22 protein-coding genes and 2 tRNA genes are annotated in these 19,267 nt (G+C 47.2%); 16 read left to right on the top strand and 8 right to left on the bottom strand.

Translation table 11 applies throughout. The features are described 5' to 3' along the window. Positions 1-44: 44 nt before the first annotated feature. The 4 genes from QUB08_RS28910 to QUB08_RS28895 all read right to left on the bottom strand — a co-directional run bounded on the left by QUB08_RS28910 (position 45) and on the right by QUB08_RS28895 (position 1,300). The gene (locus QUB08_RS28910) at positions 45-257 is read right to left on the bottom strand and encodes a hypothetical protein (RefSeq protein WP_333229341.1); all 213 of its coding nucleotides are present in this window, start codon (positions 255-257) and stop codon (positions 45-47) included. Beyond that, complete coding sequence (locus tag QUB08_RS28905) at positions 250-648, bottom strand: DUF433 domain-containing protein (protein ID WP_333229339.1); 399 nt, start codon at positions 646-648, stop codon at positions 250-252. The genes QUB08_RS28910 and QUB08_RS28905 overlap by 8 nt, the downstream gene beginning before the upstream one ends. Positions 649-685: 37 nt before the next feature. Continuing rightward, complete coding sequence (locus tag QUB08_RS28900; protein WP_333229337.1) at positions 686-898, bottom strand: helix-turn-helix transcriptional regulator; 213 nt, start codon at positions 896-898, stop codon at positions 686-688. Positions 899-1,216: 318 nt separating this feature from the next. Next, positions 1,217-1,300 (bottom strand) — tRNA-Leu (locus QUB08_RS28895). Positions 1,301-1,528: 228 nt separating this feature from the next. Between QUB08_RS28895 and accC the strand changes: the two genes are divergently transcribed. After that, positions 1,529-2,884, top strand: coding sequence for an acetyl-CoA carboxylase biotin carboxylase subunit (gene accC, locus QUB08_RS28890; RefSeq protein ID WP_333213139.1), 1,356 nt, complete (start codon positions 1,529-1,531; stop codon positions 2,882-2,884). An 81-nt stretch (positions 2,885-2,965) separates the two neighbouring features. On the opposite strand, the gene QUB08_RS28885 is transcribed toward accC, so the two are convergent. Then, positions 2,966-3,250, bottom strand: coding sequence for a YggT family protein (locus QUB08_RS28885; protein ID WP_006634856.1), 285 nt, complete (start codon positions 3,248-3,250; stop codon positions 2,966-2,968). Positions 3,251-3,374: 124 nt separating this feature from the next. Here QUB08_RS28885 and psbX point away from each other — a divergent pair, with 124 nt between their 5' ends. The 5 genes from psbX (at position 3,375) to QUB08_RS28860 (ending at position 8,542) form a co-directional block, all read left to right on the top strand. After that, positions 3,375-3,494 (top strand): photosystem II reaction center X protein, encoded by a 120-nt coding sequence (psbX, locus tag QUB08_RS28880; RefSeq protein ID WP_333229335.1) that lies wholly within the window; start codon positions 3,375-3,377, stop codon positions 3,492-3,494. A gap of 281 nt (positions 3,495-3,775) precedes the next feature. Further along, positions 3,776-4,585, top strand: a complete 810-nt coding sequence (locus tag QUB08_RS28875) for a Ycf66 family protein (protein ID WP_333229333.1) — start codon at positions 3,776-3,778, stop codon at positions 4,583-4,585. A 421-nt stretch (positions 4,586-5,006) separates the two neighbouring features. Continuing rightward, entirely contained in the window at positions 5,007-6,131 is a 1,125-nt protein-coding gene (locus QUB08_RS28870) for a redoxin domain-containing protein (protein WP_333229331.1), read from the top strand. Positions 6,132-6,241: 110 nt separating this feature from the next. After that, a complete protein-coding gene (locus QUB08_RS28865; RefSeq protein ID WP_333229329.1) occupies positions 6,242-7,693 on the top strand; it encodes a trypsin-like peptidase domain-containing protein in 1,452 nt (483 codons plus the stop codon). 228 nt (positions 7,694-7,921) lie between these two features. Continuing rightward, positions 7,922-8,542: a pre-peptidase C-terminal domain-containing protein gene (locus QUB08_RS28860; RefSeq protein WP_333229327.1), complete on the top strand. Its 621-nt coding sequence runs from the start codon at positions 7,922-7,924 to the stop codon at positions 8,540-8,542. Between the two features lie 239 nt (positions 8,543-8,781). Here the strand turns inward: QUB08_RS28860 and QUB08_RS28855 are convergent, their stop codons facing one another. After that, positions 8,782-8,970 carry a chlorophyll a/b-binding protein gene (locus QUB08_RS28855; protein WP_333229325.1) on the bottom strand — a complete coding sequence of 63 codons (189 nt, stop codon included), beginning with the start codon at positions 8,968-8,970 and terminating at the stop codon, positions 8,782-8,784. A gap of 94 nt (positions 8,971-9,064) precedes the next feature. Continuing rightward, positions 9,065-10,081, bottom strand: a complete 1,017-nt coding sequence (locus QUB08_RS28850; protein ID WP_333229323.1) for a succinate dehydrogenase/fumarate reductase iron-sulfur subunit — start codon at positions 10,079-10,081, stop codon at positions 9,065-9,067. Positions 10,082-10,321: 240 nt separating this feature from the next. Between QUB08_RS28850 and QUB08_RS28845 the strand changes: the two genes are divergently transcribed. The 10 genes from QUB08_RS28845 (at position 10,322) to QUB08_RS28805 (ending at position 18,856) form a co-directional block, all read left to right on the top strand. Then, a complete protein-coding gene (locus QUB08_RS28845) occupies positions 10,322-10,564 on the top strand; it encodes a hypothetical protein (RefSeq protein WP_333229321.1) in 243 nt (80 codons plus the stop codon). Between the two features lie 525 nt (positions 10,565-11,089). Then, positions 11,090-11,401 carry a hypothetical protein gene (locus QUB08_RS28840; protein ID WP_333229319.1) on the top strand — a complete coding sequence of 104 codons (312 nt, stop codon included), beginning with the start codon at positions 11,090-11,092 and terminating at the stop codon, positions 11,399-11,401. 9 nt (positions 11,402-11,410) lie between these two features. Then, positions 11,411-11,638, top strand: a complete 228-nt coding sequence (locus QUB08_RS32225; protein WP_445300964.1) for an excalibur calcium-binding domain-containing protein — start codon at positions 11,411-11,413, stop codon at positions 11,636-11,638. Positions 11,639-11,760: 122 nt separating this feature from the next. Beyond that, positions 11,761-12,492, top strand: coding sequence for a RadC family protein (radC, locus tag QUB08_RS28835; protein ID WP_333229317.1), 732 nt, complete (start codon positions 11,761-11,763; stop codon positions 12,490-12,492). 317 nt (positions 12,493-12,809) lie between these two features. After that, positions 12,810-13,148 carry a DUF1815 family protein gene (locus QUB08_RS28830; protein WP_015176985.1) on the top strand — a complete coding sequence of 113 codons (339 nt, stop codon included), beginning with the start codon at positions 12,810-12,812 and terminating at the stop codon, positions 13,146-13,148. A gap of 837 nt (positions 13,149-13,985) precedes the next feature. Continuing rightward, positions 13,986-14,465, top strand: a complete 480-nt coding sequence (locus tag QUB08_RS28825; protein WP_333229315.1) for a DUF4079 domain-containing protein — start codon at positions 13,986-13,988, stop codon at positions 14,463-14,465. A 238-nt stretch (positions 14,466-14,703) separates the two neighbouring features. Beyond that, entirely contained in the window at positions 14,704-17,295 is a 2,592-nt protein-coding gene (locus tag QUB08_RS28820; RefSeq protein WP_333229313.1) for a ComEC/Rec2 family competence protein, read from the top strand. Between the two features lie 60 nt (positions 17,296-17,355). Then, positions 17,356-17,442, top strand: a tRNA-Ser gene (locus QUB08_RS28815). A 557-nt stretch (positions 17,443-17,999) separates the two neighbouring features. Continuing rightward, complete coding sequence (locus tag QUB08_RS28810) at positions 18,000-18,278, top strand: hypothetical protein (RefSeq protein ID WP_333229311.1); 279 nt, start codon at positions 18,000-18,002, stop codon at positions 18,276-18,278. A gap of 194 nt (positions 18,279-18,472) precedes the next feature. Beyond that, positions 18,473-18,856 carry a hypothetical protein gene (locus QUB08_RS28805; protein WP_333229309.1) on the top strand — a complete coding sequence of 128 codons (384 nt, stop codon included), beginning with the start codon at positions 18,473-18,475 and terminating at the stop codon, positions 18,854-18,856. Positions 18,857-19,081: 225 nt separating this feature from the next. Here the strand turns inward: QUB08_RS28805 and QUB08_RS28800 are convergent. Further along, the coding region (locus tag QUB08_RS28800) for a hypothetical protein (protein WP_333229307.1) at positions 19,082-19,267 on the bottom strand (186 nt) is incomplete at its 5' end.

Below are 19,267 nucleotides of genomic sequence, written 5' to 3'. Positions count from 1 at the left end.
AGGTAGGCACAGATATTTTTCCTACAGTGAAGGTATGAAAATCCTTAGTCATCAAAGCCAGAACTGCGGAATGTGGGATTAAACGTAAAAATACACCGCCCTCGCGCTGTTGCTTCTAGCAATTGAGCCTCATCGCTAGCATCTAAAGCCATCCAGTCAGTCGGTGTCCGAGTGACATCGTGACTGCGAGATAAAAGGGCGGCTTGCAAAGCTTTAATAGAGGTATCGGCATCTAGATGCAATAGCGGTTTAGACATTAGCAGCTTCGATAATTTGCTCAGCGGCAATAGATGCGTCTATTTCTTGATGGTGAGCCGCATAAAAAGCGAGAACATCGTTCACTTGATCTTCACTTAAATCATACTCCGTTGCAATTTGGTTTGGAGAAAAACCCCATTTCTGCGCTGCGATGACTACTGTTTGCACCCGCAACCGAGTGCCGCGCAAAACGGGAACGAGTTCGCCACTAGCGCCGCGCACATAGGTGATTTCAGGAAAAGCCGGATCGTCATTCCGCTGGTTGAGAGTAGCGACTTTTTCGGCTACAGCCCAGAGGATAAACTGATCGAAGGAAATGCCTTGGAGTGTTGCCAATTTTTCAGCTTCTTGCTGTAACTGAACGGGTAAGTTTAAGGCGTAGGATGTCATCTATCTAACTTCCGTTTGCTAATATAATTTCATCGGTTCATTCTTTAACAACATCCATTAACTCCTCAATCAAAACATCGAGCGTGCGAGCTATCTTTTGAATGGATGTGATATCAACCGTTGCTAGTCCTTCAGAACGAGCATAGTGCCTGACTGTGCTGTACGGAACCTCGGATCGATCGGCAACATCCTTCAGCGTCCATCCTTTTTCCTCAGCCAACTCTCGGATTCGGAACCTAACTAACCCCATTCTACTTGACAAACGATAAGTATCTATGTTTTTAATTCAAACACAATTGTCGATCGACAGTTAAAGAGTATTTTGTAGGGTGCGGATCTGTCAGAAGTTCGTGAAGCGAAGCTATCCCGTAGGGAATCGTACTTAAAGATATCTGATGACTCCGCACCCGATCGTACTCACCCACAAATCAAAGAAACCGGGTTTTTCAGCAAATCTTCGCACCGTAACCAAATATTCTCGCAAAAACCCGGTTTCTGCCCACCCACCCATCAAATACAAAACAACTGCCGACAGCCAAAACCGTCAACAGTTGTTTTATATATTCAATGCGGATGGCGAGACTCGAACTCGCAAGGACATATTGCCACACGCACCTCAAGCGTGCGCGTATACCAATTCCGCCACATCCGCTCTTTCTGGCACTGTCTGGGATTTTTGCGTTACCAGTTAAAGATTCACAGGTTGAGGTTCCTGACATTTAACTTGTGACTTGCCCTTTGACACCGCCGATTTACAATCATAGCACCACTACCCGCAAAATGTAAAATAAATTTTTGTGAACAATTTCTGGAAAACGATTATCCAGAACATACCGAAAGGCATTATTGTACAGAATATTGAGTGAATTAAGCAGCGAAGATGGGGTTCTCGAAAATTTTAATCGCTAATCGGGGAGAAATAGCTCTCCGCATATTGCGGACCTGCGAGGAAATGGGGATTGCCACGGTCGCCGTTCACTCCACCGTAGACAAGCACGCCCTGCACGTCCAGTTGGCAGACGAAGCCGTTTGCATCGGCCCCCCCACCAGCAGCAAAAGCTATTTAAACATCCCCAACATCATCGCGGCAGCCCTGACACGCAACGCCGCAGCCATTCACCCCGGTTACGGCTTCCTCGCCGAAAACGCCCGATTTGCCGAAATCTGCGCCGACCATCAAATTACCTTCATCGGCCCTTCTCCGGCAGCAATGCGGGCGATGGGCGACAAATCCACCGCCAAGGAAACTATGCAGCGGGTGAAAGTCCCCACAGTTCCCGGTAGCGAGGGATTGCTGGCAGACGATCGCGAAGCTTTGTCGATCGCCCGCGACATCGGTTATCCTGTGATGATCAAAGCCACAGCCGGCGGTGGAGGCCGCGGGATGAGGCTAGTCAAAGAAGCATCCGAACTCCCCAAACTATTCTCAGCCGCCCAAGGCGAAGCCGACGCAGCCTTCGGCAACCCCGGACTTTACCTCGAAAAATTCATCGAAAAACCCCGGCACATCGAAATCCAAATCCTCGCCGACAACTACGGTAACGTCATCCACCTCGGCGAGAGAGATTGTTCAATTCAGCGCCGACACCAAAAACTCCTCGAAGAAGCCCCCAGCCCAGCCCTCAGCCAGAAACTGCGAGATCAAATGGGTCACGCCGCCATTGCCGCCGCCAAATCCATCAACTACACGGGTGCCGGCACTGTCGAATTTTTGCTTGACAAATCGGGCAAGTTCTACTTCATGGAAATGAATACCCGCATCCAAGTAGAACATCCCGTCACCGAGATGATTACAGGCCTCGACTTGATAGCCGAACAAATCCGCATCGCCCAAGGAGAAAAACTGCAAATCAAGCAAAACCAAGTAGTTCTCAACGGCCACGCGATCGAGTGTCGCATCAATGCTGAAGATCCCGATCGCAACTTCCGCCCTCACCCCGGCATAATCAGCGGTTATTTGCCTCCCGGTGGCCCTGGCGTGCGGATGGACTCTCACGTCTACACCGATTACGAAATACCCGCTTACTACGATTCTTTAATCGGTAAAGTAATTGTATGGGGGCGCGATCGACCGACAGCCATCCGCAGGATGAAACGGGCATTGCGGGAATGTGCTATCACTGGCGTTCCTACCACCCTGGGCTTTCACCAAAAAATCCTCGATTCCCCCGAGTTTCTCAGTGGCGAAGTTTACACGAATTTCGTCGAACAGTTCTTGAACCAAAACAGTCATTAGTCAGTTGGCAGTTGGCAGTTGGCAGTTGGCAGTGAACCGCCAACAGTCAACAGTCAACAGTCAACCATCAACCGCCAACTTCTACATCATCATCGTCAGCAGCCCTTGCTGACCGAGAATCATTTCTCGCAGTAAGCTACAGATACCCACCCAAATAATCGGCGTAATGTCCACCCCGCCGATCGGCGGTACAATCTTTCTAGTTACGGCTAAAAAAGGTTCCGTCGGCCAAGCAATCAGACTCAACGGCAACTTGCTCAGGTTCACCTCGGGATACCAAGTCAGGACGATCCGAAAAATAAACAGCAAGGTCATCACGACTAGGACAGATCCCAGAATCCAACTTGCAACGGTAATACCAGTCATGGGTCTTATCTCGAAATTTTAAGTTTTGTTAAGTCTGCTATTCATAATTTTAACCGTTTCACAGGTGCGATCGAAAGTATAAAATTAATAAAAATCAAATTGTTGTAACAAAGGCTTTGAATCTATGACTCCTTCTCTCGCGAACTTTTTGTACAGCCTGCTGGTGGGCGTGACAGTGGTAGTGATTCCAGCAACCATCGGTCTGATCTTCATCAGCCAAAAAGACAAAATCAAGCGCACCTAAAAAGTCAGCGGGTTTCTAAGTCCGGCGCTGCAAGTCAATTTTCGGCTACACGTCGGGCATTTCCCCGATCCGAGAAACCTCGGCTACCAGCAACTGTCAAGGCAAAACCTTCAGTTGACTGCCAAGCTGAGGTTTTTTCCCGTTAAACTCATTATTATACTGACTTCCCAAGCTGAAACCCTGACCGGACTCTGCCCCAGAAAGCACAGTCGGGCTGACAGACTTAATGATAGATGTAAAATCTAACTCGCTAACATAGGAAAGACATAGGAGATAGGCTAATGGTCAATTTAGGATTGAACTGGAGCAGCCTGTTAGGGATTATCCTAGCAGTAGCAGGGGCAGGACTGTATTTTCTGCGATCGTGGCGTCCCAAACTAGCCCGAGACCACGATATTTTTTTTGCAGCAGTCGGCTTGCTGTGCGGCGGTATTTTGTTATTTCAAGGATGGCGGCTTGACCCAATTCTGGCATTCGGTCAATTTCTGCTCACCGGTTCCGCCATATTTTTTGCAGCAGAAAGCATTAAATTGCGAGGAGCGACCACAGCCCAAGCCAAAAGTCGCGCCCAATACGTAGATGAAGAGCGACCAGTCAGCAACGCCTACGGTTACGACGGCTACGATGCCGACATGGAACAGCTAGAACCAGAGGAAGACTATCCGCAGCGTCCCCGGATCAGAGGCAGCCAAGACTACCGTTCCTCTCGGGAAGCCTACGACGACGAACCCCGCCGCCGCCCCTCGAATCGCAACGGCAGCGTTAACACCTCCCGGCCCGACTCGCCCGATCGAGCCTCGCGCAAACGTCCCTCTCGCCCAGAAGCCCCGCCTGCCCAAGAGTCTGACAACTGGGACGTTTCAGACAACCCCGAAGAAAGACCGACCCGCAGCCGCAGCAGTCGCCCCCCTGCTTCGGAAAACCGCAGTTCCGATACGCCGCCGAGAACCAAAAAACCCCGTCCTACGGAATCATCGAGGTCTCGCCCCAGCAACCGCGACGTGGAAGCACCGCCGTCAGACTACGTGGAGTATCGACCTGTAGAATACCCGGAAGACCAACCGGATAATTCCCCCAGTTTCGACAAATAGGCAAACACTAAGTAGATGGGTGAAACTAAACTTTTCTCGTGCCCGCAGGCGAAAAAATAAGTTGCGTTTATTGATGCCCATCTACTTATTTTTCAGATATTAAAGTGATTCAAAAGACTGTAAATTGCGAGGCTGAAAACCCAGACCAACGGAGATATACACAAAGAAAAGCTAATTTTTTTCAAAATTATTTTGACAATCAAGCATCCAGGATACCCGCCACGTGATTCATCCGTCCAGAAATAAAAAACCTGTATCCGAGAAACTTCCACCCCGAATTTATTTCGCGCAAGTCAATGCTTCAATTCTTTAATCTAAAATCTAAAATCTAAAATCTAAAATCGATTGGCCTACCGAATCTGTGGAACTAATCGACAGCATAATAATCTAAATATAAAATCCCAAATATTAAATCAGCAAGATGCCATTACTCGAAATAGGAGATCCGGCTCCCTGGTTTTCCGTTCCTTCTACAAATAACCCCTTATTTCATTTCTCAACTGTTGGCGGCCGGCGAGTCGTACTGTTTTTCTTTGCCAGCGCAGCTTTTGAACAAATCCAAGTTATCCTCAAAAGCTTTCAAGAGCTTTCAGAGGAATTCCAAAGCTTGCAAGTACCCAGGTTTGGAGTGAGCGTTGACCCAGCAGACAAAGAACAAAACAGACCAACCACAATTGCTCCGTCATTCCTTTTTTTCTGGGACTTGGATAAAAAAGTCAGCCAGCAGTACGGTGTTTTCCGAGATGTCGAAGAAAATGGAGTTGCCGGAGTTTACTATGCACCACAAACTTTTGTTCTCAACGAAAACCTTCAGGTAATTAATATTTTGCCGATGGGCGAACCGCACCAACACGCCCAGCAAGTATTAGATTTTCTCAAAAGTTTGCCCCCAATTGAGGAAGCCCGATCAGCCACTCGCCACGCCCCGGTGTTGGTAATTCCTAACGTTTTGGACAAAGCATCTTGCCGCAGTTTAATCGATATCTACAAAGCTCACGGTGGCAGTCCCTCCGGCTTTATGAGGCAAATAGGCGGGAAAACAGTTGGTCTGCACGACGACACTTTCAAGAAGCGCCGAGATTTCTTTATTGAAGACCCGAAGTTACAGCAGCGATTGAGTGCGATTATTTGGCGCCGGGTGCGGCCGGAAGTAGAAAAAGCTTTTCAGTTTACAATCACTAGGTTTGAGCGCTATTTGGTGGGCTGTTACGATGCTGACAGCGGCGGTTATTTTCGGCCGCACCGGGACAACACTAGCAAAGCTACGGTGCACCGTAGGTTTGCGATGACGCTAAACTTGAATGTGGGAGAGTACACGGGGGGATTTTTACGGTTTCCCGAGTACGCGCCGCACGGTTATAAAGGGGATTGTGGCACGGCGATTATTTTTTCGTGTTCTTTGCTGCATGAAGCGACGCCGGTGATTAGCGGCCAGCGTTTTGCTTTGCTGTCTTTTTTCTACGGCAATGAGGATGCCGAGGTACGACAAGCTAATTTTAAGTATTTAGCTGCTGATTCAGATTCCCGAATTGGAGAACCGGCGTAAGGAATGTCACTACCGTGGTGCAAGTCCTAAAATAATTAGAGAAGGTAGTTAGCGGTTAGCCACAAAACCTAATTCCTAGCTACCGATCGCTAAATACTAAATCGATCGCCATGAATTTCAAACTTCTAAGTTTAGCAGTATCGGGAATTTTAACGGTTGGGGTTGCAGCCAGCGCCAGTGCGGTTGTTACCACATCCCCTGTGCGGCAATCAACAGATTTAACGGAATTTAACTCGGTGCATTCCCAGGGGGCGATCGCCCAAACTGTCGAAGAACAAACCAATATTCGAGTCTACGAAAAGGCTAGTCCAGCGGTTGTTACCGTCGATACAGATAAATCTAACGGCAGTGGCACAATTATCAGCCCCGACGGCATGGTGTTAACTAACGCCCACGTTGTTTCGGCAGGCGGTACCGTCAATATCATTTTGTCAGACGGCAGAAAACTTGTCGCCGATGTCATTGGATTCGGCGAAGAAGGTCTAGACTTAGCCGTGGTGAAGATTCGCGATCAAAACAATTTGCCCACTATTCCTGTAGCCCGTCCAGGTTCGGTGAAAGTCGGGCAACAAGCATTTGCGATCGGCAATCCCTTCGGTCAATTTCAAGGTACTTTTACAGTCGGAATCGTCAGCCGCATCGACCAGCAGCGGGGCTTAATTCAAACCGACGCCGCCATCAATCCCGGCAATTCAGGAGGCCCACTGCTCAACAGTTCAGGAGAATTAATCGGCGTCAATACTTCTATTTTTACTCGCGGCCGGGGTGGAGGCAATATCGGTATCGGTTTTGCAATTTCCGCAGACAAATTACCCGCTTTCCTGACAGCGGTGCGAGAAGGGCGAGCTCCCCGCGTGGCTCAAGCCCGATCGCCCTTTGGTGGCAACAAATCACCTCAAAAAGTTGCGTTAAACGGGCCCGCTGTCAGCGGCATCCTCACCGAGAAGTCTAGCGTTCTGCCCACCGACAACAGCTTTTTTGACCTCTACTCGTTTGAGGGAAAAGCGGGCCAGCAAATCACAATAGAAATGAAAAGTCAAGAAATTGACCCTTATTTAATTTTGCTCGGACCCAACCAGCGCGAAATCGCGCAAGACGATGACGGGGCAGGCAGTAAAGACGCCAGAATTACAGTCAGGCTGCCAGCAGACGGGACTTACACGTTAGTGGCAAATTCCTACCAAGCTAAGCAGTCAGGGGCTTATACGTTAGAACTGAAAGCGAGTGCTCCTACCGCGCCTTCTCGGGCGATTTTGCAAGAAGAAGGCGCTTTAGTCGCAGGCGGCCCAGTATTGCCGTCTGACAACAGTCTGTATCGAGAGTATACTTTTGAAGGTCGATCGGGTCAGTCTGTAGCCATTTCCCTCGAAAGTACAGATTTTGATCCCTATGTGGCTATCTTTGGCCCTAACGGCCGATTAGTGGCAGAAAATGACGATGGGAGCGATTCGACTAAAAATGCGTTTCTGACCGTTACTTTGCCCGCTACGGGTCGCTATCGCGTAATTGTCAATGCTTACGATGCTTCGGGCCGGGGTCGTTACACTCTAACTGTCCGGTGAAAATGGGGAAAAGGTAATTGGTAATCGGGAATTGGTAATTGGTCGAATTATTCTGCTTCCTGCTTCCGTCCATCCATTAAATCTTGTACAGTGCTCGTTGCCGAACTTCCTTCTTCCATCCGTTAAATCCTGTACAGTGCTCGTTGCCGAACTTCCTTCTTCCATCCGTTAAATCCGTTACAGAATCCGTTGCCGAACTTCCTTCTTCGTTGCAAATCGAGGTAATTCATGCGTCAAGTTAGATTTTGGGCGATCGCGCCAATTGCTCTACTAGCTACTTTTTCTGGCAAGCCGACTTTCTCCCTGCCAGTTTCAAATTTAGGTGGAGTTGCTAACAGTAGTTCCACCCTCATTTCAGCAGAATTTCCTCAAAATTTAACTGATGCGAAGCCTGGTGGCAAGGCGGTTTTAGCTCAAGCAAGCCCCAAGCCATCGCCATCTCCACAGAGTTCGCCAACTCAGAGTCCAACTGTAGAACCTCGGCCGAGTCCTGATGCGGGTTCATCTAAAGTTATTTTAGAGCAAAACGGAGAACTCAGCCCTGCTAAGTCTTCTGTACTGCCCTCGGACAGCAGTTTGTACGACGAGTATACCTTTGAAGGCACTCAGGGTCAGAAAGTGGTTGTTACTGTAGAAAGTACCGAGTTTGATACTTATCTCGCTATTTTCAACTCCCAGGGCGAGTTACTTGCAGAAAATGATGATGCAACGCAGCAAAATTCCAATTCAGAGCTTACTGTTACCTTGTCTGCGAACGGTCGCTATCGCGTCATTGTCAATGCTTACGATCCGCCTCCAAAAGGTAGAGGCAAGTACAGTTTGACCGTCCGTGAAACAACAGGAAATTAGTTTGAACGAAACTTCGGAGTCAGGGCACGGCAATGCCGTGTCCCTATAATTCAAGGACGATCGCACTACAAGCAACTACTATCCACTTTTGTAAATTCATATGTTTGTATGCCAGTAGAAATGTTATCGTATTGTACCTCTAATTTGATAAACTGTATTTTAAAAAACTCTTAAAAATCAAAAGGAAGCTGAAATATAGATAATTTTTCAGCTTCCTTTTTTAATTAATTTTGATTAATTTAACGAAAACCCAGCCAGGTAAAAAAATCCTGGCGGGTGAAGAATTCTAGCAGCAAAAGTCCCACGAATCCCACCATCGCAAATCGTCCGTTGATTTGTTCGGCGTAGGCATTCCACCCAAACGCTGGTTCTGGTTTTGGGGTATTTGGGGTTGTCGGTTTTGGGGATGGAGGAGTTTGAGCAGTCATTTAAAAGTTTTAAGTTTCGAGTTTTGAGTGATGATTTTTGGGAAGCTTTGCGATCGCACAACTTGTAATTTACCAGGAAAAGGACAGCCGATCGCTAATCTGCCGACTTTTCTAAACTTTGAACCGATTCGATCAGATTTCGCACCGTTTCGGTACCTTCTGAAGGCTCAAAAAACAGCGGGAACTTGCCGCGAGCGATCATTCTCAAACCCAACGGGCCCAGACTCAGCAAACCTTTAACGTCGCGGAAGTAGTTTCCTACTACTTCGATGCCAAATTTCCGCTCATCTATCCAGCCACCTTCTTTGACAAGATCGATTAAAACTTTGCGGTGGCGGATCGATCGACTGGCTTGGTCGTCTTTGCGATCAAGAATCTCCTGTTTAATCTTACCAATTTGATCCATCGGCGCAACTTCCATCGGACAAACCGAGTTGCAGTAATAACAGCGGGTGCATCCCCAGACGCCTGCGGTGCCTTCGTTGTATTTTTCGAGCCGATTTTCGGTTTCGCTGTCGCGGGAGTCGGCGATCGTGCGGTAAGCTTTGGCGAGGGCGTGGGGGCCGACAAATTCCGGGTTGACTTCGCGCGCGTTGCACTCAGAATAGCACGCGCCGCAGAGGATGCAGTTGCCAGTTTGGTCGAGTTTCGATCGCTCTTCTGGAGTTTGCAGAAATTCGCGTTCTGGAATTGTTCGCGAGGCTGTGCTGATATATGGTTCAACTGCTTCTAGGTTGTCCCAAAAACTGGTCATATCAACAACCAAATCTTTAATAACCGGCATATTTCCCATTGGGGCGACGGTGATTTCTGGGATGAAATTTGTAGGTATTTCTGCTGAGCTGGAATCAGCTATTTTTTGCAGTCTTGCGAGTTCGCTGGCCACATTTTCTTTGCAAGCCAATGCCGATCGACCGTTAATTCGCATAGAACAACTGCCGCAAATTGTATTGCGGCAATTTTTGCGAAAAGCTAAAGTGCCGTCCTGTTCCCACTTAATACTGTTGAGGCAGTCGAGGATGGTATTGCTCTCTTCCACATCTAGGGTGTAAGTGTGAACCCGGGGAGCCTCGTTTTGATTTTGGCGCACTACATTAAAGCGGACTTTCATATTTTGATTAAGGAATTTAGTGTTTATTTTAAGCTGGATTTTTGGACTCTCTAGAAAGCTCTTATTTTTTTAACAACTATCTAAAGTAAGAGATTTAAAAAAAATTATTATTGTTTGATAAACATCAATAATTCTCAAGTTATAAATCCTAAATTGCAACTTTTTTAAGCGGATTTGTGAGCTATTAATTGGAGATTAAAGTAATTAATTGCTGCAATTTCGCTAGTTCGGAGGTGCGTGATGTCCAGCTTGTTTGTATTAACTTTTATGTTTTCCACACCGGCTTTTTGTCTGGGTCTGCTAAATCCTCAATGGGTGGGACTGGGAACTCGCAAGCGATCGGCTGCCTTGTACGGCGGGTTGATGGCAGTTTCGTTCCTTTTCCTTGGGGTTACAGCACCTAAGACGCCACAACCAGTTTCATCGGGGCTGCTGGCCTCAACTGAATGGCCAGAATTTAAGGTCAGCGCACCTTTGCGCTGAAGGTAGCTGGGTATGCATTTCACTTTTTTGGCAGCATTACAAGAAATTTTACCAGGACTTACGCCCGGTTGGGGCGAGAAACGTAGTTTTTTAAGAAAAATACTTGGTTCTACTAATTTACTGCAATTAAAAATCCCGGTTTATAGGCATCGGAGTGCGATCGCGAACTGTAGGAAAAAATCGTGGGTTTAGTAAGAAGAAATGCAATCTGAAACCAGGTTTCCTATCGTCTGGTGTCCAGCGTCCTATTTATTTCGTAAATCATAGGGATTTGTGAGTCTGCCTGCCGCTAAATAAGGAAGTTAAGTTCTCAGGACTTACGCACAGGAATTGAAGAAACGGGCTTTTTAATTTTTTTTAAACAGATACCCCTCGCCATCCACCTCGTATCTGGGTAAAAAAAAACCGTTTCTGCGTCCTGGACTACTTCTATTTTTGACGGGCAAAAGTCGCTATGTTTAATTTTTTCGTCTTAAGCTTTCTATTGTCGATTCCTGCCTTCTTTCTGGGTATTGTTAATCCGAAATGGGTGGCCGCACCAACCCGCAAGCGATCGCCATGTACGGCGGGTTGATGGTGGCTTCGTTTGTACTTGTTGGCGTCACCGCACCAAATCCGCTAAGCCAAGTTTCGGTGGCGCTTCCGGCCCCAAGCGATCGACTAGAATCATCTCAAACCGCTAAGCCCTCACTGCTTTCGGCAGTGCAGACACCCAAGCCGGAGACTGTGAAAACGCCGACACCAACACCGAAACCTGCCATTTCTACTCCCGCACCTGCACTTGCCAAACCAGAGTCCGATCGCAAATTGCCATCTTCAGTCAAATCTGTTGAATGAACTGCAGAGATTGCTCTTGATGCACAGCAGCCAAAGGAAGATATCAAGAAAGTTATCTACGAGTCTTCTAAACCGAAGGTTAAAAGTGCCGATTTTCCGAGTTGCGTTAACTCGGATTGCAACTGTTCTGACTTTGCGACTCAAGCCGAAGCGCAGCGAGTGTTAGAGGCATATCCGGGCGATCCGTTTAAGCTCGATCGAGATCAAGACTCGATCGCTTGTGAAACGCTGGGTTAGATTTGATCTGCCAAAATCCTCGGTTAATGAGGAAGGCTTTTTTCGGTGATTGTACGAATTGAAGAAGGCAAATCGATCGGCTAAAATTGTCTAATTGTTGAGCTTGCGGTGCGGGTGCAGCTATGACTTACAGCTTAAGAATTGTCGATTTGCCAACGAGTGAACGGCCACGGGAACGGCTGATGGCAGGCGGCCCGAAAAGTTTGGCGACTGCAGAATTGATTGCGATTCTCCTGGGTACTGGTCAGGGACCAGGCAAACTTTCCGCCGTCGGGCTCGGACAGTATATTTTAAATCAGTTGAGTTTGCATTCCCGCGATCCTCTGGCGGTGCTACGCACTATTAGCGTTCAGGAGTTGACGCAGATTCACGGGATTGGCCCTGCTAAGGCGACTTCGATTTTGGCTGCGGTGGAGTTGGGGAAGCGGGTATTTCAGTCGCGGCCGCCGGAAATGGCTGTGGTTGACTCTCCGCAAGCGGCGGCGGATGCCCTGAGTCAGGATTTGATGTGGCAGTCTCAGGAACGTTTTGCTGTGGTGCTGCTGGATGTGAAAAATCGGCTGCTGGGTACTCAGGTAATTACGATCGGCACAGCAACGGAAACTTTGGCTCACCCACGGGATATTTTTCGCGAGGTGATCCGCCAGGGGGCGACGCGGGCGATTATCTCGCACAATCACCCCTCCGGGATTGTGGAACCAAGCCCGGAGGATATTGCTTTGACGCGACAGTTGCTGGCGGGAGCGCAGTTTTTGTCGATTCCGTTACTGGATCACTTGATTTTGGGGAATGGCGATTTTCGGAGCTTGCGGCAGACGACTACGCTTTGGGACGAGTATCCCCAGGGTGATTGAACTCTTCTACTTAACTAATTTCATTGCTATCATTAGTTATTTGTATCTTTGGGTTCTGTGACGGCTGAATCAGCCTTTACAGCAGGCAAATTTTCCGGCTGGAGTCCCCCGCGAGAGGCTGTTTTGGCTGAATGTCGCTGCTGATACTGCGTTTCGACCACAACTCGGTTAATCTAGTATAGGTAGGCTGAAGAGGTCGCTAATCCGATTTTTTTTGAGCATACTAAACGTATACTGAACCAGCACCTAAATACCCACTTATTAAGAAATTATTAAATGGGATGTAAAATACACGGTGTGGTGATAGGAGGAGAACTGTGTTTCTGAGACTTGCAGAACAACACCGTAAATTCGTTCAAGATTTGGTAATGAACCTCCAAGCTTTAGCGATCGTGCTAGAGCATCGGGGTTATCTGGCATCCTGCTACACTTGCGGGGGTCAGATGAACAGTGCCTCATTTATGGTCAGTTTGACGGACAACCATCTGATTCGATTTTTAGTGTCAGATTACGGTATCACTTGGACTGAGATGCGGGACGACCGCGAACTCATGAAACTAGAAGGTGCAGAAGCGATTAATCAGTTACAAGAACTGGCAAATCTCGTAAAGTATCAAATCCAACCTTCGGAAGCTACTTTAGCGACGGCGCAGTGAGTGTAGCGATTGCACGGTTCCGAGGAAGGCGACGCAAGAAAGTCAGTGCTTGTCTGCTAAAACAGAATCCCCAGCAAGTTAGTTGAGAGGGTTCATTTAGGTGCACAGCGATGGCTGCTCAACAGCCAAGGGTGCTATCAGGGTGCCTTGAGACAGTTTAGCGATCAGTCGATCGAAGTGAGCCTGGGCAGACGGCATACTTTATGCCAGAAGTCTCAAACTTGGAACCTCTAGTTTTTTTTCAGTAGTTGATTCTCCCTTGAGAACGATTAGCAAAATGTAGAAGTGTGAGTGATCGTCGGCTGCGATGTTAATTTCTCACTTTGCCATTGAAAAGTCAAGGAATTGAAATTAACTTTGAGCAGGCAGGTAAAATTTAACATCCAGAGTGAGGATGAGGCTGTGAAGATTGGGCAAAAGGCAGCCCACGGGGTGTGATGTGCGGGCGAATGGCGTTTATTTTTGCTCTTAGATTTAGCCGCTCAGGCTAATAATTAACTTGAAGCAGCATCACTGCTGTAAAACATCTCACAGCCGGCTTGGGCCGGCTAAGTTTTGCGTATATCTAGGCTTTTGGACAATGTTTGACCATCATGATAGATTCCGGTTGCACTCCTCATGATTGTTGACTGTTGACTGTTGACTGTGAGCCGAAAAAATGAAAATTGTGCTTCTATTGGATTGCAGATTGAAGGAAACTTTACGCCAGACTATGAACCACGGATTTGATATTAAACAGCTCTTTGAAGTCGCGATCGCACTTGCTACACTAATATTTTATAATATTTTAATGATTAGTCCGAAAATATTTATCGCCAAGTTTGGAGTCAGTATCAAATGGTAAATTTAAGCGAACTTCTAGAACCCATCGCCAGTCAATTTCGCAGTCTGGGAATTCCCGAACCAATTACCCATTGGGGCCACCCTGTAATGATGGGGATCGTGGTAGTGGCGATGGGCAGTTTTGTCGGGTATACGGGATGGCAGGGACGTTTGGCCACCGATAAAGATGTCGCACTCAAAAGTCGCTCGGATCACCGCAAGCTTGCACCGTGGATGTTTCTGTTTCTAGCTTTGGGCTATACAGGCGGCTTGCTGTCGCTGGTGATGCAGCACCAGCCCGTCATGGAAAGTCCGCATTTTTGGACAGGTTCGACTGTGCTGGTTTTACTGGCTATTGGCAGCTTGATTTCGCTGACGGGTTTTGGGGGCAATAAGCTAGCACTGCGCGCGGTTCACGCTTATTTAGGCACGACGGCTCTTGCACTTATGGTGCTACACGCGGCTTTTGGTTTAAAATTGGGGCTGTCTATTTAGAAGAAGACTTATCAGGCAGTAGTAGTATATGTAGGGTCGCAATGTGTACCCTACATACAGAGGTTATATGAAATCCTCTCTTCATCGGCATTATTCGTCTCTCTCTCTTCTCTTCCTCTGCGTTCTCTGCGTTCTCTGTGGTTAAATCATTCCGATATAACCGGAATTGATATTATGTGTTCTGGACTGAAACCAACTCTACTTTTGACAGTAAAAATTGCTAATTACTTGCTAATTAATGAATCAAGCAACGGGTGTCATTTTCTGTCTTGCCTACATTTTGGGATTGATTTCTACAGCGGTTCCTTGGGGTAGATACGCGATACTTGCTTTGGGAATAGCGGTGGCGATATCCCTGCCGAAATTGTTGCGAAAATATACTAAAAATTCTGTTCAAGTTACTAAGAAAAGACGCAGCAGACAAAAAGAAAATGCTCTGGAATCACCCTTAGATGCGAGGGAAGAGTTGAGTTTGTTGGAGATGCTGCCGAGAGCAAAATGGGTGTGGGCAGTTGCGGCTTTGCTGGCATTTCTAGCTAGCGTTTATTTTGCAGTTCGATCGCCCCAACCGGCAATAGATGACATCAGCAAACTGATTCCGGCGGTTGGAAACACTCAAGAAGTGGCAGTGACAGTTCGCGGTAGAGTTGTCAGTACGCCTCGATTGACTCGATCTGGTCGATCGCAATTTTGGCTAGAAACAGATTTGGTTAGCGAAATCAACGGTGGCGAGGGAGGAGCAGTTGTCAACCGCCCAGTCTCCGGTAAACTCTACGTTACAGTGCCCCTCCTGCAAGCAACGGGTTTGTACGCTGACAATACGATCGCAGTTGTGGGTTCCTTGTACAAACCGCAGCCACCGTCGAATCCGGGGGCTTTTAATTTTCAAGCATATTTAGCCAGAGAAGGAGCTTTTGTAGGGCTCAAAGGCCGTCAAATTGACTGGAAGAGAGAAAAGGCGATCGCGGATGTAAATCGAGTTAACAGCCAAACGGCTGCTTTCTGGGATGCCAGCGGGATGCTGCCATCGAAAATTCAAGCGATGCGGCAGCGGATCGTGCGATCGCAACTATCGCAGTTAAATGTTCCCGAAGGGCCCTTGATCAGTGCGATCGCCCTCGGCAAACAAGCGGTAGATTTACCTTACAACATCCGCGACTATTTTGTGCAGGCTGGATTGGCTCATGCGATCGCAGCTTCGGGCACTCAAGTTTCGATGGTTTTGGCTTTATTTCTAGGTTTAACCAGGCGTTTTTCCAAACAATTACAATTTAGTTTTGGCGTCGGTGCTTTGTTTTTGCTCGTGGGATTAACTGGCTTTGAAGCTTCAGTATGTCGCGCCGCTTTGATGGGATTTGGAACACTATTTGCTTTGGTGCTAACTCGTGAAGTTAAGCCATTGGGATTGCTGTTAATCGCTGCTACTATTTTACTGCTGGTTAACCCTTTGTGGATTTGGGATTTAGGTTTCCAACTGAGTTTTTTGGCGACTTTGGGGTTAATCGTGACCACGCCGCCACTGATGGCAAAGTTGGACTGGATGCCACCCGCGATCGCTTCGATTGTTGTGGTTCCAATCGCCGCTTCAGTTTGGGTGCTGCCACTGTTACTTTATGTTTTTAGCGTGGTATCACCTTACAGCATTTTAGTCAATATTATTGCGGCTCCTTTGCTGTGGATTTTGAGTATTGGGGGGATGGTTAGCGCTTTAGCTGGATTGATTTTTCCGCTGGCTGGCAGTATTTTAGCGCAACTGCTGGACTATCCGGCAAAGGGGTTAATTGCGATCGCCCAATATTTCTCGCAATTACCCGGTAATTCGGTAGCTGTCGGTCAAGTATCGGTGTTGCAGCTAATCGCGCTTTACAGTTTAATTTGCTGGGTTTGGATCGGGGGAAGAAGGAAGAAGGAAGAAGGAAGAAGGAAGAAGGAAGAAGGAAGAAGGAAGAAGGAAGAGGGAAGAAGGAAGAAGGAAGAGGGAAGAAGGAAGAAGGAAGAAAGTAGAGTTGTGTCGCTGCCGAGTTTTTCATCTGCTTGGATTTTACCGCTGGCGGTGGTGGCGGGAATAAGTATCATAGTTTTGCCAGCTTGGCACGTTCAATCCTCTTTATTTCAAGTTACTTTGCTGGCGACATCTGGTGAGCCTGTTTTAGTAATTCAAGATAGGGGAAAAGTGGCGCTGATCAATAGCGGTGATGAAAATACTGTGAGGTTTACAGTGTTGCCTTTTTTGCAGCAGCAAGGAGTTAATTCTGTCAATTTTGCGATCGCCACTCACGGTCATTTAGGTTTGAGTGGCGGTTGGGGAAAATTACTAGAACGCTTGCCCATTAAAACATTTTATGATAACAACGCTCCGAAACAAATTAACCGTGGCAACAATCAGGAATTTATGACGGCTGTGCAATCTCGCCAAGGCGTTTACTTTCCTTTAGAAACTAACAGTACAGTTGATCTGGGTTCGACGCGGTTGCAGTTGGTGAATGCGGAGATTCCGGTGGTAGAATTCCTGGTGGGAAATCGAACTTGGTTGCTCATCGGTGAAATGACACCGGAAGCGCAAAAAAAATTGGCAGCAACGGGAACCTTGAAGCAGGCTCAAGTGCTGTGGTGGTCAGGAAAAGCCCTGACGACTGAGTTATTGGGCGCAGTGGGGCCGCAAGTGGCGATCGCCTCTGCTGACGAAATCGACCCAGAAACCGCAGCCCAACTGCGCCAAAGCAAAACCCAGATTTTCTGGACAGGGCGCGACGGAGCCCTCCTGTGGACTCCCGCAGGGGGATTTAAGACCACTTTGGAATCTGAAGAAAATCAAACTTCTTTTTTATAAAGATTTACAATCTGGCACACTGTGCGGTAAAATACTTTTAGCTCACATCTCAAATCAATTGGAGAGGTGGCAGAGCGGTTGAATGCGGTAGACTCGAAATCTATTTTGGAGGCAACTTCAACGTGGGTTCAAATCCCACCCTCTCCGTACATCCCTTACTACACAAGGCTTTGAGGCTATCAGCTTTTTTAGCCATCTGTGCAATTTACCCCCAGTGGTATACAAAAACGGTATACAAACCGCTTCGGTATACCACTTTTTGTTTTCACTCCTCCCCTTCTGTGGGCGATCGGTCAGGACGAAAGTATTTTTAAAATTACCTCAACGTCTAACCGGTCAGCCCTCGTCTTTTTGTGCTGTGCTCTCAATTGGTTGAGCAAGTCGGCCGGCTCTGGAAATTCTGCGACGGTCGGAGCCGAGTTTTTAATTTCCTCCCGATCGCGCCGCACTTCCTTGAGCTCTTGCGGTCAAGTACACGGTCAAGGCGATCGCTCGCAACCTTGTCTACAGTTCCACCCGATTTGTAGACAAATTGTAGACTTGACGTTGTTGTTGCTTCGTGTAGACAAAGTTTGTATACAGGCTGTAGACATCTCACAGTACACGAGCTAAGAAAATAGACTCAATCACTTGACACAGTGCTTGACACTTAAACGAGTTCCTGTTAGGGTACAAAGGTACTCAATCACTTGTGACAGAGAATCATGTCTAATCCCAACGGAAATATTCAAACTTTAAAACCTTACGAGAGCAAGTGGCGATCGGGCAAAACTCAAACTATCAGAGTACCCGTTGCCCTCGCTGAACAGATACTGGTGGTAGCACGTCAGATGGATGCAGGTAAATCACTTGTGACACAGGATGAGAGCTCAAGTTCCCTGAGAATCCTTAAGGCAAAAATAGAGGCTAAAGAACCGGGCTACAGGGCGAACTCAGCCAGCAAGCTGATATCCGTTCTCAAGTTAATTCTTGACAAGCTGTAGACAGGTATGATGATGAGATGAAAAACGTGGGCCGGGGGGGGAGCCGGGTTATGGCCCGCCCTCCCGGCCGCGACAGTCAGATTAATGGCGCCGCAGGCCAACCGGGGTGAGTAATACCCGGTATAACTAAGAAAAATAATAATAAATTAATATATTAGAAGGCTCTATCTACTTGGGATATAGCTATTTTTGAATTGACACGAATAATCAATATTTTCCTTGATTTTATGATTAAATCAGTTAAGGCTAGGGGGCGTGGTGGAAAGCGATTAGGGTCAGGGCGTCCTTGTACATGGTCTACAAACCATATTAAGACCATCAGAGTACCAATTTCTTTGGCTGACCAACTGCTAGAGATTGCTCGATATCTTGATGGGCAGGAATATTTTTCTCCTCCGTTTTATTCTTTTGAGGATGAAGATTCCAAAGATTTTGATGTTTCCAAAGCCATGAAGCTACATTATTTACGTTTTGGCGCTGAGGCTTTGACTCATCAAAATAATCAATTACGCACTGAGATTGAAAGCTTAAAAGCAGAATTGAAATCTTCTAAAAAACGAAGGTTGAGATTGATTTGATTTCTTTTCTTCTCTAGCGGGATTTTTTCGATTCGCCGCGATATTTTTATGAGGTAATGCAAAATTTCTCTTCGGCGGATCGGAAAAATAGCCGCCACCAGTGGGGTTACATAAAGCTTTAGGTAACTTTCTACAATGTCCACAAGTTGTCTACAAAGTTTGTAGACATCAAAATCCCCCAGTTAAGGGGGATGCGACTGAGCCGTCAATTGTCAGGCAGAGCCTCTAAATTTTTCCTTGGAGACGGATGAGTTCAGTAATTCGCTCACGGACTAACTCGTCTTCTCCCTCCAACCAGTCAGCGATAGTAGCACTGCTGTATTTCCGTCCCGGAGTATTCCATCCGAACATTTGAGTAAGCAGGGCTTGTAAATGTTCAGAACGGTACTCTGGCCACCAGATTAGTGCAAT

The organism is Microcoleus sp. BR0-C5 (assembly GCF_036705045.1).
Taxonomy (GTDB): domain Bacteria; phylum Cyanobacteriota; class Cyanobacteriia; order Cyanobacteriales; family Microcoleaceae; genus Microcoleus.
This window is presented reverse-complemented; position numbering and strand designations above follow the sequence as displayed.